This is a genomic window from Anaerococcus sp. (assembly GCF_030825785.1).
Classification (GTDB): domain Bacteria; phylum Bacillota; class Clostridia; order Tissierellales; family Peptoniphilaceae; genus Anaerococcus.
Genome location: NZ_JAPJPG010000008.1, coordinates 1 through 12585 on the forward strand (window position 1 = coordinate 1; position 12585 = coordinate 12585).

The 12585-nt window shown below is 35.7% G+C and carries 13 protein-coding genes; 4 read left to right on the top strand and 9 right to left on the bottom strand.

Going from position 1 to position 12585, the window contains the following annotated elements; genetic code table 11:
• Positions 1 to 64: 64 nt before the first annotated feature.
• On the top strand, positions 65 to 493 hold the full coding sequence (locus RCH56_RS02100; RefSeq protein WP_306483345.1) for a hypothetical protein: 429 nt from the start codon (positions 65 to 67) through the stop codon (positions 491 to 493).
• 142 nt (positions 494 to 635) lie between these two features.
• Positions 636 to 1109 (top strand): DUF5301 domain-containing protein, encoded by a 474-nt coding sequence (locus RCH56_RS02105; protein WP_306483346.1) that lies wholly within the window; start codon positions 636 to 638, stop codon positions 1107 to 1109.
• Between the two features lie 100 nt (positions 1110 to 1209).
• Here RCH56_RS02105 and RCH56_RS02110 read toward each other — a convergent pair whose 3' ends face one another.
• The 4 genes from RCH56_RS02110 to rbr all read right to left on the bottom strand — a co-directional run bounded on the left by RCH56_RS02110 (position 1210) and on the right by rbr (position 3653).
• Positions 1210 to 1908, bottom strand: coding sequence for a DUF3169 family protein (locus tag RCH56_RS02110; protein WP_306483347.1), 699 nt, complete (start codon positions 1906 to 1908; stop codon positions 1210 to 1212).
• Positions 1901 to 2146, bottom strand: a complete 246-nt coding sequence (locus RCH56_RS02115) for a helix-turn-helix transcriptional regulator (protein WP_306483348.1) — start codon at positions 2144 to 2146, stop codon at positions 1901 to 1903. Before RCH56_RS02115 ends, RCH56_RS02110 begins: the two co-directional genes overlap by 8 nt.
• Before the next feature lie 75 nt (positions 2147 to 2221).
• Positions 2222 to 2944, bottom strand: a complete 723-nt coding sequence (gene nagB / locus RCH56_RS02120) for a glucosamine-6-phosphate deaminase (protein ID WP_306483349.1) — start codon at positions 2942 to 2944, stop codon at positions 2222 to 2224.
• 118 nt (positions 2945 to 3062) lie between these two features.
• On the bottom strand, positions 3063 to 3653 hold the full coding sequence (gene rbr / locus RCH56_RS02125; protein WP_306483350.1) for a rubrerythrin: 591 nt from the start codon (positions 3651 to 3653) through the stop codon (positions 3063 to 3065).
• A 317-nt stretch (positions 3654 to 3970) separates the two neighbouring features.
• On the opposite strand from rbr, the gene RCH56_RS02130 reads away from it, so the two are divergent.
• Positions 3971 to 5251, top strand: coding sequence for a glucose-6-phosphate isomerase (locus RCH56_RS02130; protein ID WP_306483351.1), 1281 nt, complete (start codon positions 3971 to 3973; stop codon positions 5249 to 5251).
• Between the two features lie 48 nt (positions 5252 to 5299).
• On the opposite strand, the gene RCH56_RS02135 is transcribed toward RCH56_RS02130, so the two are convergent.
• Together RCH56_RS02135 and RCH56_RS02140 are read right to left on the bottom strand one after the other, a co-directional pair.
• On the bottom strand, positions 5300 to 6205 hold the full coding sequence (locus RCH56_RS02135) for a CPBP family intramembrane glutamic endopeptidase (RefSeq protein WP_306483352.1): 906 nt from the start codon (positions 6203 to 6205) through the stop codon (positions 5300 to 5302).
• An 8-nt stretch (positions 6206 to 6213) separates the two neighbouring features.
• A complete protein-coding gene (locus tag RCH56_RS02140) occupies positions 6214 to 6828 on the bottom strand; it encodes a hypothetical protein (RefSeq protein WP_306483353.1) in 615 nt (204 codons plus the stop codon).
• Positions 6829 to 6896: 68 nt separating this feature from the next.
• Here RCH56_RS02140 and RCH56_RS02145 point away from each other — a divergent pair, with 68 nt between their 5' ends.
• The gene (locus RCH56_RS02145) at positions 6897 to 7751 is read left to right on the top strand and encodes a hypothetical protein (protein ID WP_306483354.1); all 855 of its coding nucleotides are present in this window, start codon (positions 6897 to 6899) and stop codon (positions 7749 to 7751) included.
• Positions 7752 to 7786: 35 nt separating this feature from the next.
• On the opposite strand, the gene RCH56_RS02150 is transcribed toward RCH56_RS02145, so the two are convergent.
• The 3 genes from RCH56_RS02150 to thrS form a co-directional block, all read right to left on the bottom strand.
• Complete coding sequence (locus RCH56_RS02150; RefSeq protein ID WP_306483355.1) at positions 7787 to 9148, bottom strand: MATE family efflux transporter; 1362 nt, start codon at positions 9146 to 9148, stop codon at positions 7787 to 7789.
• An 82-nt stretch (positions 9149 to 9230) separates the two neighbouring features.
• Positions 9231 to 10406 carry an ATP-grasp domain-containing protein gene (locus RCH56_RS02155; RefSeq protein WP_306483356.1) on the bottom strand — a complete coding sequence of 392 codons (1176 nt, stop codon included), beginning with the start codon at positions 10404 to 10406 and terminating at the stop codon, positions 9231 to 9233.
• A 1-nt stretch (position 10407) separates the two neighbouring features.
• Positions 10408 to 12330, bottom strand: coding sequence for a threonine--tRNA ligase (gene thrS, locus RCH56_RS02160; RefSeq protein WP_306483357.1), 1923 nt, complete (start codon positions 12328 to 12330; stop codon positions 10408 to 10410).
• Between the last annotated feature and the right edge of the window lie 255 nt (positions 12331 to 12585).

The window sequence follows — 12585 nt, forward strand, 5'->3', positions numbered from 1 at the left end:
AAAGTTTACAATTTATCTCAGGTAATTTAAATTAGAATTTTGCTGAAAAAGGAAGTATAATAAGATGAAAAATAATAAATTGAAAATCTTGATACTTATAATCCTTGGGTTTTTAGCTGTATTTTCAATATCCAAGAAAAATACCCAGAAAAATAAATCTTACAAGATAAAAGGAATATACAAATCTCAGAGAGCCTTTGGCGATGATTATTTTGATATCTATGAAATTATAATTGATAACAAGAATATAATTGAGGGAAAAAGCATAGATGACGATTACTACAAAAAATCAAAAGGTCTTAAGCAAATTATGAAAACTAGTAAGGAAGAAATAGATGACTATGACGATATTCTTCATTCAATAGAGATTCTTGAGAAAAACCCCGGTACTATCTACAAATATCAGGAAGATTTCGACAAAAAAGGTCATAAGAGCCTCTTTATTATAAATTACGACTTAAATAAGGGCTATATACTCGACCTTCAGATTTGAATTTTTAAGCTAAGACTACTAGCCTCTTATCTTTGTAAGACATACTGATTTGCCTATTATATCGCAGTTTTTACATTTTAATATGACCATAATATAGTAAAAAAAGATAAAATTAACATTTTTGAAGATGAAAGGATGAATAATGAAGAAAAAGTACTACCTTGTATTAATAGGTCTAATAATCATAGGCGTCTTATTAAAGATAAGACCTAATAACGAAGGACCGAGTATTCCCAAGGCAGATGATGTAAAAAGCCTTAGCCTTATCAAAATTGCAAATGATAGAGGAGTTGAAAAACAGACAATTAAGGAAAATAATGATATAGAAAATTTTCTACAATTGTTAGAAAACTCTAAACTAACAAAGAAAGAAAGCGTATCAGATTTTCCTAATAAAGACGAGTTTATGCTAGTAAGTATCGAAATGTCAGAAGGCGGATACATAAGAAATACCATCTATGAAGAAGATAAAAAACTTTATTTCGAACAACCCTATGTGGGAATTTACGAGCTTTCTTATAATGATATTTCTTCCTTCCTAAAATCTACCGTAAAAGAAGAGGATAAGGAAAATATTTCAGAAGACCTAGAAGATATCTTAGATGATGATTTCTAAGTTTATATATTAGGTATTTTAAATTTCAATAATAAGATCCTTTCCCTGTAAGTAAGATAAAAGGCTCCTGTTAGCAATTGACAGAAGCCTTCTTTTTTATTTATTTTGCTGCTATAATTCCTATTATAGAAGAAATAGCTAAAAATATTGGTGCTAGTATCCCTACATCTGTGTAAAAGGCTAAGCCTGATAGGACTACTAGCATTATGAAATTTGTAAGTATTATTGCCCTATAGCCCTTGTAGCCTTTCTTGTAATAATCGGCTTTAGTCATCTCGTCAGATTCTTCTATAAACTTCTTATTGAACCTAAAATCAAGGGTGTCCGCTTTTCTATTTGGTTCTACTTTCTTGATAAGCTCGTAGTTTTTTTGAAAAATCACTGATATAAGAATTATATAGGCTACTAAGGCCCCTATCAAAACCACAGACTCTCCTAGATTAAGCCAAGCTTCATTGGAATACACTCCCATGGACATAGCCCACATAGAAGCAAGTCCAAAGATTAGAAAAATACTTATATCCCTAACCATGAGGCTATAGTTAGTGTATTTTGTTTGAATCGGATCTTCACCTTGAAGGCCTTTTTCGATTTCTACCTTAGATTTCCTATAAAAATCAAATGCTGTTAAAATACTTATTATTATTACTGTAAGAACTATCTTAAATACATTTTTTATTAAGAAGAACTTAATAGCCTCTCCCAAATCGTTTAGTGCAATATTTTCAAATATCCATCCAGACAAGGCCCCAACTAGAAGCCCTCCTATAATTAACATTACAAATTTTTTCTTATTCATTAATCTCCTCCAAGCTAAATATATCTTCGACTTTTACTTCAAACACCCTAGCAAGGCTTAGGGCAACCACAATAGATGGGTTGTAGTCTCCCCTTTCTATTAGAGAGATGGTCTGTCTAGAAACTCCAACCTTCTCTCCAAGTTCTGTCTGATTCATACCTTTTTCCTTCCTCAAACTAGAAAGGTTATTAACTAATCTCAATAAATCCTCCTTTCTTTTGACAACTATTGTTGTCATTATTGTATCTTTGACAAGTATCTTTGTCAATAGTTTGCAGAAAAAAACCAGAGCAATAGCCCTGGTTCTTTACTTTTAACCCCTATAAGCTTCCTCATCTACATATATATAAACATTTGGGTGAAGAGATAGGAATCCTGCTGGAAGATCTGTTGATATCTTCTCATCTTCTAGTAGTCTTTTAACAGCCTCGTGTTTTTTCTTGCCATTTGCAAGAAGGATTATGGTCTTGGCATTAAATATATCTGCCATTCCCATTGAGATAGCATATCTTGGAACATCGGCTTCATTTTCAAAAAATCTAGAGTTTGCTTCGATTGTAGAATCTGTAAGTTTTACTATAGATGTCCTCTTATTTAGCTTATCTGCTGGTTCATTGAAGGCGATATGGCCATTTTCTCCAATTCCTAAAATTTGTATATCTCTTTGGCCGAATTCATCTAAGATTTTATCGTATTCTTTGGCGTATTTTTCATCTACTTCACTTGCCTTTGGAATTATATTTGCCCCTTCATTAAAGGATACATGGTCGAAGAAGTTCTTTCTCATGAAATAATTATAGGATTGTTCATTATCCGGATCAATTCCAACATACTCGTCGAGATTTACTGATTTAGCATATCTAAAGCTAATCTCTCCCTCGTCATTTGCCTTAACTAGGTTTTCGTAGACTCCTATTGGTGAGGATCCTGTCGCAAGTCCTAGTTTTATTTGTGGCTTGTACTTGATGTTATTTATAACAAGGTCAGCTGCTTTTTTGCTCATATCATCATAATCTTTGCATACTATAACTTTCATTTTTTCTCCTTATCTATCTAATATCTCCTGCTTTCTACAATTATACATTTACTTAGTCTAAGTCGCTATTTGGAGCAGAAAAAAACCAGGAGCCTGACCCCTGGTTTTTGATATGTTATTAATAGTTGAAGCTTGCGATTTCGAACCATTCTTGTTTGTGTGCACATGCTGGACAAATCTTTGGTGCTACTTTTCCTTCGTAAAGGAATCCGCAGTTACCACATTTCCAGATAACTTTTTCGTCTTTTTCGAATACTTTTCCGTTTTCTACATTGTCGTGTAGTTTTTGGTATCTATCTCTGTGAGCTGCTTCAACTTTTGCTATGTTTCTGAATGCTCTTGCGATTTCGTCGAATCCTTCTTCTTCTGCAACGTCTGCAAATGATGGATACATGTGTTCAGCTTCTTCGTTTTCTCCGTCGATTGCACCTTGTAGGTTTGTAAGTGTATCGTGGAATACAACTGGGAATGCTGTGTATTCTGGGTTAAGTTCGATAGCATCAAGTTTGAACTCTTCTTTTAGGAATTTGTAGAATCTTGCTGCGTGCTCTACTTCGTTTCTTGCTGTTTCTTCAAATATAGCAGATATTTGTTTGTAACCTTCTTTGTCAGCTACTTTAGCTGCATATCTATATCTCATTGTTGCTTGGCTTTCACCTGCAAATGATGTGATAAGGTTAGATGCTGTTTTTGTTCCTTTTAATGTCATATGTAATCTCCTTTTTCTTTTTCTCTTCAACTTCTATTCATATTATAATCTTTATTTTTGCACTTGTCAAGAATGATTCTAAAGTTTTTCTCATTCTAAATATGATATATATAATCATTATCAACTACATAATTCATCCTAATTTTATCTCTGCTTTTAGCCAACTTAGGATTTTCCACTCACAAATGATTTATAAGGGAAACCTTTTCCTTTCTAAGATCCTTTTTCACATTTAGCTCTTTATTTGATGCATAATTATTTGATAATGGAAAATAGCATTATCGGGTATAATACACATAGAAAGACAGGAGGAGAATATGAAATTAGATTTTAATAATGTAAACTTAGAAAAGATTAATAGCTATGAAGAAAAAGCTATGACTGCCTTCGATACCCTCATGGGAAAAACTGGCGAGGGCAATGACTTCTTGGGCTGGATTGACAGACCAGTCGATTATGACAAGGAAGAGTTCGAAAGAATCAAGAAGGCTGCTGAAAGAATAAGAGAAAACTCCGATATCTTGGTATCAATAGGAATTGGTGGATCTTATTTAGGAATTAAGGCAGTAGATGTCGCTTGTGATTCTTACTTTGGATCTGATAGAAAAGTTAAGCTAATCTATGCAGGAAATCAAATCTCAGGCCAATACTTAAACGAACTTCTAGATTACTTAAAGGATAAGGATTACTCTTTAAACGTAATCTCTAAATCAGGTACAACAACAGAGCCTGCTATAGCTTTTAGATTCTTAAGAGAAGCAATCGAAGAAAAATACGGCAAGGAAGAAGCAAGAAAGAGAATTTTCGCGACAACCGATAGCAAAAAGGGAGCCCTAAAAGAACTTGCTGATGCAGAAGACTATGAGACATTTGTAGTTCCTGATGATATAGGCGGAAGATTTTCTGTAATATCTGCTGTAGGTCTCCTACCACTTGCTGCATGTGGCATAGATATAGATAAGTTTATGGAAGGCTTCGCTGAGGGCAGGGACCTCTACACCGAAAAGTCCTTCGACAATCCTGCTATGAAATACGCAGCTATTAGAAATATGCTCCACGAAGATGGCAAGGACCTCGAAGTTCTTGTAAACTACGAGGCAAAACTTAAATATATAGCTGAATGGTGGAAGCAACTTTTCGCAGAAAGCGAAGGAAAAGACGGTAAGGGAATCTTCCCAGTAGCTGTAAACAACACAACAGACCTCCACTCAGTTGGACAAATGATCCAAGATGGCAAGAGAAACTTATTTGAAACTGTAATAGAAGTTAAAAATCCTGTAAGTGACCTTACAATCAAGGAAGATGAGGACAATCTAGACGGATTAAATTATCTCGCTGGTAAGACAATGAGCTTTGTAAACAAACAAGCCATGGAAGGAACAACAATAGCCCACGTTAAGGGAGATGTTCCAAATATCAGAATTGAAATGGATGAAGTTAATGAAAAAGAAATCGCCAAGCTCTTCTACTTCTTCGAAATAGCTGTAGGAGTTTCAGGCTACATGCTAGGAGTAAATCCATTCAACCAACCAGGAGTTGAAGAATACAAGGCTCAAATGTTTAAACTTCTTGGAAAGCCAGGATACGAAAATAAATAAAAACAAATATAGAATTTAAAAGGCCAGGACTTATAAGCCTGGCTTTTTCTATCTTATCAAACTGGCTTTTCTCGCCTTCTTATATAGTAAATACAAGGCAAGTATCTCAACAATTGTAACTACTAGGCTCCCTTCTATGCCGAATCCTCCCCCACTTATCCATTTATTTCCTACAGATTCACTTAAAAAAATCGTGTTCTTGCTTGTGATTATTCCGCTTACATTTATTCCAAAAAAGTTAGCTTGAAGGAAATTCCACACGCTGTGGGCGGCGGCTGAAATATATATACTATCTCCTATATAAAAAAGCATAGAAAATACAAGTCCCATCAAAAATATATTGACAAAGGCTAGGAGGTTAAAATAAGAATTGCCCAAATGAAGGATAGAAAATACCAGACTGTTGGTAATAATACCCACCCTGGGATTTCTAAGAGCTCCTAGATAATTCATTAAAACAGATCTTGTGATAAATTCTTCCTCAAACCCCTGTAAGATCCAGCCCATTACAAAGAAAATAAAAATCTTAAGGTCTACATTTTGGATATTTAGTCGAATTTTAAATCCAGACAAGAGATAGGCAAAAAGGAAAGATGTAGCAAGCATCCCACTACCTATAAGAAGACCCTTAAGGTAAGATCTCCCCTTCCTATCATCTACAAGGCCCAAGGATTTAGGATTTCTCTTTTGGTAATATTTAACAAATATATACACAACAAGGCTTACCAGTAAAGTAGACCAAAGATTAAAAATCATGGCATACTCGTGATTTTCTCCCAACTTTTTTATAAGAAAATCTCCCTTGCCTATAAGATTAGATACCAATCTAATTAGGATATGAGAAAAAGACATAGCTAAAATCATCAGGATAAATAAATGAATTGTGAATGCCAGAGAATTTCTCTCCTTCATCACCCTCTTACATTCTTTGATTGATCCGTTTGCGTAAAACATATATCCTCCTAGTTTGCGTAATCTAGGGCCCCTCCCAATATGGCATTTACAAAGGGTCTTGACTCATAAATCTTCTTTGAAAACATCTTATCTCTTATAAAAATACTAACTCTAGCCTTCTTTTTAGGATTATCTTCCCTTGACAGGGCCTTAATATAATCCTCGTGGCTTGATCCTGCTTCCAGGCTATTATAGACATCTATATAGTTGGCATTTTCTATCTCAAGGCTTAATTCTCTCCCGCCTTCTACCTTCTTTTCTTCTATATAAGTTATGGATAAGTTCTTAAAGGCTGCCTCATAGAATTCCTTCTCTTCCTTCTCATCCTTGGAGTAGGATTTCTTTAGGGCATCCATGATTACATCCATCCTATCCATGTTTTTCTCAAAATAGGCTTCATCATAGCTTTTGATAGCTGTTTCTATGTCGCCTGCTATTTTCTTATTCGAAGATGTAAGCTTTCTTACAGCAAATATTAGGGCGAGTAATATTACAAGGATAAATCCTATGCGGAGGATTCTTTCCTTTCTACGTTTCTTGATTCGTTTTCTTCGTCTTAATTCTTCTCTTCTTATATTTCTCGATTCTCTACCATCCACGGATGGCCTTCTTTGTCTTGTCATATCTGCTCCTATATTGAGTATTATATCATTTTATTAGTAATTTTTCTTATTTGTGATATGATTTAAGTATGAAAAAAATAAATTTAGCCAGCCTTTTGGGGCTTATCCTACTCATTATTAGTTTTTTTACCCCAATTGCAGCTCCTTCAATAAAATTAAATACAGAAATCATCTATAGGATAGTAAATACTTATCTTATAGCCTACATAGCCTATATGATTTCCTTTATGGATACAGGGAGGGTCGGTCTCTTGTTCCTTCCTTTAGTCTTCCACCTTTTGATTAATTTCTTTCTCATAAAGGGTTTTAAGCTAAGTTTAAATAAATCCATCTTGGACGACTTCTATCAAATTCTAAGAAGACTTTATGACCTTATAAGTCTTGTGGGTATATTTTTCTTAGTGGAATTTTTAATTAATAGGATTTTTGGCAGTACTTTTTCAAGTACACTCGGTATCATTAGCCTTGCTTTATTCTATTACTATGATTATAGCAAAATTCTAATAGGCTTTCCAAATTTCAAGGATATTTTCTTGTATTTCGCAGTCTTTGTAATGGGACTTAGGATTAGAAGAGCGGATAAGATAAATCCCCTCCTCTATGTAACTTCTCTAGGAATATTAATCTTGGAAATCTTCCTTAGTACTAAATATAAGCTAAGCTACGGATATTTCTTATCTTTTGTCCTAATAATTTATCTCATGCTAAAGGGCTTTGGAGAGGCTAGTGAAATATCCTTCGAGAAATTTATGATCTTTGTCTATATTTATATGTATCCGACAATCTTTATAGGCCTAAGACTTGTTTTAGGAGAAAATATCCTAGTTACAAGCCTCTTGGCTACCCTTATAAGTCTCTTTATCGGTCAAGTACTTTTTAAATTAAATATAAGACCTCTTAATATTTTATTGGTAGGCATATAAAAACCAGCGTCTCTAGGAAAGAGAGCTGGTCTTTTTTATAATACATCTATTTTATTTTTGATATCTCTTTTCAAGAAATACACACACATAATTGTGTTAAGGCCTTCAGATATAAGGAAGGACCACCATACTAGGTCTATATTTCCTGTTAAGGAAAATAGGTAGAAGGTTGGTAGGAGAATAAAGAATTGTCTTAGGAAAGATTGAAGGATTGCTGATTGCCAATTGCCCAAGGCTTGGAAGACTCCTACAGATATTATAGAAACTGAAGCTACTATATATGATAGGGAGACTATCCTGATCATTGGAACTCCGATTTCTCTCATGGTCTCTGTAGCATTGAAGAGGTCAAAGATTTGATTTGGCAAAATCCACAAAGATACAGTAGCGATTCCAACAAGGACTATTCCTGATATTAAGGCAAGCTTGATTGACCTACGAATCCTTGCTACATGCCTTGCTCCATAGTTAAAGGAAATGATTGAAACCATAGCATTAGAAATTCCTATTATTGGAAGGAAGGCAAAGGATTGAAGCTTAAACATTACCCCATAGGCTGCAATTGCTGATTGACCAAATCCTCTAAGCATTGCATTTAGGATAAAGATAATCACAGAAGATATGGCACTCATTACTATGGAAGGTAGACCTATCCAAAATATTTGTTTTAGTATATCTCCATGAAGCCTAAAATGTTTGAAATCTACTTCTATATCTGTATTCTTTGTTTTATTTATAATAAGGCCTATAATAGATCCTCCAATTTGACCTATCACTGTGGCAAGGGCCGCTCCCTTTACTTCCATTCTAGGAAATCCAAATAAGCCAAAGATAAAGATAGGATCTAAGATAAGGTTGATCAAGGCTCCTGATATTTGCACAATCATTGTATAGAAGGTAAGGGAAGTCGCTTGGAGGAGCTTCTCACAAAGAACTTGGAAGAATAAACCAAATCCAAAGATAGTAACGATCCACAAATAATCCCTAGTGTAGGATACAATTTCAGGAGTCGCTGCTTGGGAATTTGCAAAAAAATCAGTGAAAAATATACCGAATAAGGCAAAGGCAATAGCCCCAACAACAGAGAGTACTACTCCGTGCATGGCGACAGATCCTACTCTTTTCTTATCATCCATGCCCAAATACCTACTCAAGAGAGCACTTGCTCCTACTGAAATTCCTATAGCGAAGGCAAGCATTATGTTTTGTACTGGGAATGCCAAAGACACTGCCGTAAGAGCTTCTTCCGAAATTCTAGCAACAAATATCGAATCTACTACATTATAGATTGATTGAACAAGCATAGAAATCACCATAGGTATGCTCATCTTCACAAGAAGACTTCCGACTGGCATGGTTCCCATGATGTTTTCTTTCTTGCTTACAGTTTTTTCCATATAAACTCCTTTCTTATTTTCCTGTAAATTTTTTGATAAAATTTTTGGCAATATAAGAGATACCGGACCTGCCGATATCTTCTTAGTCAAATAATTCTTTTTCTTGTCTTTTTATAGACTCATTTACTTTTAATTTTCTAAGCATATTGTCATCATAATCGCTTATGACGTGAATTGCCGAGTTTTCTTCTCGACCTTTCTTATTAAACTCCTCTTTGAGTTCTTTTTCCACATTTTCGTAGGCTTTTTTAGCAGAAATTGCCTGAAGCCTGAAAGGTCTTTGAGTCTTCTTAGCCTCAGTTTTACCAAAAATCAAATCATTTATGGCAAGCTCTATTAGGTTCACCCCAGCTAGGGTTGAGTAATAGAAGGTCCTGCCTTGCCTTATATTCATCTCTAGAACGAAGATCTCGCCGGTTTTTGAATCTTTCTTAAAATCTAGATTAAAGAGTCCGTGGTAGTCCAGAGAGGTCACGATTTTTTCTGCCAAATCATACATGATATCCTCATCACTATCTACTTGGACTAGGTGGTTTCCTACCCACATTGGCCTTAAATCTGATAGGAGGTTTCTTGCAAGAACAAAGGATATTTTCCCATCCCTTGACCTGTAGCCATTTAGGGAATACTCACTTCCCTGACCTCCATTTATAAATTGCTGGCAGATAAAATCTCCCCTAAAGTCACTATCGTAGACCTTTCTTAGGACATCCTTGGCCTCATCTTTACTTCTTACATGGTAGCCTTTTTGGATATTTTCACATGATGAGTCAAGAAGGGCGTCGTAGTCGTCTGCCTTTAGGAAAATTTCCCCATCAAAATCAAGCCCATCTATATTATCCTTATTGGCAATATAAGTCTTAGGATAAGGAAGATCTATTTTTTCTAAATAAGAGTAAAACTCCGATTTCTTCAAGAGCTTTTCTGCCCACTCAAGGTCTGGGTAAGGGATGTGGTAGGAAAAGTTAAAGTTTTTCTCATTTCTTAGGAGAGTATCTATGTATCTTTCTGTCGGAGCAAAAAATACAAAGTCCTCTTCCTCTCTTTTTCCTATAACTTCATTGATAAAATTTGAAAAAAGCTCATCGTCTGATGAAAATCCCTTGGTGGTGTAGACATCAGCAATCTTTGATTTATAAAAAGGAACGAGGACAGCCGCCCCTATGACAATAGGCTTTTTGCCAAAGGCCTCGTAAAAGCTTCTTGCCACAGAGTAGCTGTTGTGATCTGTTCCTAAGATTATAGCATTGAAGGTCATCTTAGAATATATTTTCCATGCTTCTTGAATCTCTTTCTTTAGAGATTTTTTCTATAAATTCATCTACTGAAACGTCAGATGTCTCTTCTCCGTCCCTATTTCTTACAGTAAGTTTGCCAGAAGTTTCTTCCTTCTCTCCTACTACAAGCATGTAGTTTGTTCTCATTAGTTGAGCTTGACGGATCTTATATCCTACTCCCTCACTTCTGTAGTCGATATTTACTCTAAATCCTGCTTCTTTGATTTTTTCTTTTAAATCTTCACAGTAGTCGATGAACTTATCAGAAACCGGGATGATTTCTACTTGTTGTGGGTTAATCCATAGTGGGAATCTTCCTGCAAAGTGCTCTGTTAGAACTCCGATAAATCTTTCGATTGATCCAAGTAGGGCACGGTGGAGCATAACTGGTCTTTGTTTTTCACCATTTTCGTCTATATAAGTTAGGTCAAAGTTTTGTGGTAGTTGGAAGTCAAGTTGGATAGTACCACATTGCCATTCTCTCTTAGCAGCATCTAGGAGGTGGAAGTCGATCTTTGGTCCGTAGAAAGCACCGTCTCCTGGGTTGATTTCATAGTCGATTCCACGTTCTTCTAGGGCTTTCTTAAGTTGGTCTTCAGCAAAGTCCCAATCCTTGATATCTCCCATGAAGTCATCAGGTCTTGTTGATAGCTCGATTGTGTATTTGAAACCAAATGTAGAATATAGAAGGTCTGCTAGGTCAATCATCCTATAAACTTCTTCCTTGATTTGGCTTGGTAAGCAATAAACGTGAGCATCGTCTTGGGTAAATGTTCTTACTCTGAAAAGTCCGTGTAGGGTTCCTGAAAGCTCGTGTCTGTGAACTTGACCGTACTCAGCAAGTCTTATAGGAAGGTCCCTATATGAGTGTTGGTTAGAAGCATAAGTCAAAACAGAACCTGGGCAGTTCATTGGCTTTATCGCATAAGCGTCGCCGTCAATTTTTGTAAAGTACATGTTTTCCTTGTAATGATCCCAGTGTCCTGATCTATGCCATAGGTCTTCATTTAGGATAAGTGGAGTCTTGATTTCTCCATATCCATTTTCATTTAGGACATCCGTCCACCAACCCAATAGCTCGTTCATTAGAATCATTCCGTTTGGATGGAAGAATGGGAAGCCTGGTCCCTCTTCGTGGAAGGCAAAAAGATTCATCTCACGACCAATCTTTCTGTGGTCTCTCTTTTCGATTTCTTTTTGGAGTTGTTCGTATTCTTCTAATTGCTTAGCCTTCTCGAAGGAAATTCCGTAGATTCTTTGAAGCATTTGTCTATCAGAATCTCCTCTCCAATAAGCACCAGCAATTGTCTTAAGCTTAACTGCCTTGATAGGCTTAGTAGATAGAAGGTGAGGTCCCCTACAAAGGTCTGTGAAGGCATCTCCCATCTTGTATAGGGTGATTTTTTCATCTTCTGGAAGATCTTCTATAAGCTCAACCTTGTAGTCTTGGCCTTCTTCCTTAAACTTCTCCAAAGCTTCAGCCCTAGAAATCTCAACTCTTTCAAGCTTTAGATCTCTTTTGGCAATCTCTAGCATCTTCTTTTCGATTTTTTCTAGATCTTCTGGAGTAAATCTGTGCTCAAGATCCATGTCATAATAGAAACCATCATCAATAGCTGGTCCTATAGCAAATTTTGTTTCTGGATACATTTCCTTAATAGCAGCAGCCATCACGTGAGATGAAGTATGCCAGAAAATTTCTTTTCCTTCCTTATCTTCAAACTTAACCACTCTAAAGTCACTATCTTCTTCTATAGGTTCAGCAAAGCCTTTGATTTCTCCATTTACTACAGCTCCTACTGCAGCTCTAAAAAGTCCCATGGAGATATCCTTTGTAACATCTGCCACGAGAACTCCGCTTTCATATTCCTTAACTGATCCGTCAGGTAATTTAATCTTAATCATAATCTCTCCTTAAAATAAAAAATAGACGTACGCCCCAGCCAGCTGGCTATAGGACGATACGTCTTTCGTTCGTGGTTCCACCTAATTTTAAACTCATTAGAAGGCTTATCGCGCCCAAACGTCTCACATTACATGAGAAACTCTAGGGTGGTACTTAAGTTAATTTGCTGAAACTTCTCAACTACTGTTTCTTTCTGTAAGCAAAGTCTAAACTAAAGCTCCCTATCTTTGTCAAATATTAATTATAGCTTTATG

Excerpts from the sequence above, each read along its gene's own strand:
- RCH56_RS02100 (WP_306483345.1), top strand. The coding sequence starts at position 65 with ATGAAAAATAATAAATTGAAAATCTTGATACTTATAATCCTTGGGTTT.
- RCH56_RS02105 (WP_306483346.1), top strand. The coding sequence starts at position 636 with ATGAAGAAAAAGTACTACCTTGTATTAATAGGTCTAATAATCATAGGC.
- RCH56_RS02110 (WP_306483347.1), bottom strand. The coding sequence starts at position 1,908 with ATGAATAAGAAAAAATTTGTAATGTTAATTATAGGAGGGCTTCTAGTT.
- RCH56_RS02115 (WP_306483348.1), bottom strand. The coding sequence starts at position 2,146 with ATGACAACAATAGTTGTCAAAAGAAAGGAGGATTTATTGAGATTAGTT.
- nagB (WP_306483349.1), bottom strand. The coding sequence starts at position 2,944 with ATGAAAGTTATAGTATGCAAAGATTATGATGATATGAGCAAAAAAGCA.
- rbr (WP_306483350.1), bottom strand. The coding sequence starts at position 3,653 with ATGACATTAAAAGGAACAAAAACAGCATCTAACCTTATCACATCATTT.
- RCH56_RS02130 (WP_306483351.1), top strand. The coding sequence starts at position 3,971 with ATGAAATTAGATTTTAATAATGTAAACTTAGAAAAGATTAATAGCTAT.
- RCH56_RS02135 (WP_306483352.1), bottom strand. The coding sequence starts at position 6,205 with ATGTTTTACGCAAACGGATCAATCAAAGAATGTAAGAGGGTGATGAAG.
- RCH56_RS02140 (WP_306483353.1), bottom strand. The coding sequence starts at position 6,828 with ATGACAAGACAAAGAAGGCCATCCGTGGATGGTAGAGAATCGAGAAAT.
- RCH56_RS02145 (WP_306483354.1), top strand. The coding sequence starts at position 6,897 with ATGAAAAAAATAAATTTAGCCAGCCTTTTGGGGCTTATCCTACTCATT.
- RCH56_RS02150 (WP_306483355.1), bottom strand. The coding sequence starts at position 9,148 with ATGGAAAAAACTGTAAGCAAGAAAGAAAACATCATGGGAACCATGCCA.
- RCH56_RS02155 (WP_306483356.1), bottom strand. The coding sequence starts at position 10,406 with ATGACCTTCAATGCTATAATCTTAGGAACAGATCACAACAGCTACTCT.
- thrS (WP_306483357.1), bottom strand. The coding sequence starts at position 12,330 with ATGATTAAGATTAAATTACCTGACGGATCAGTTAAGGAATATGAAAGC.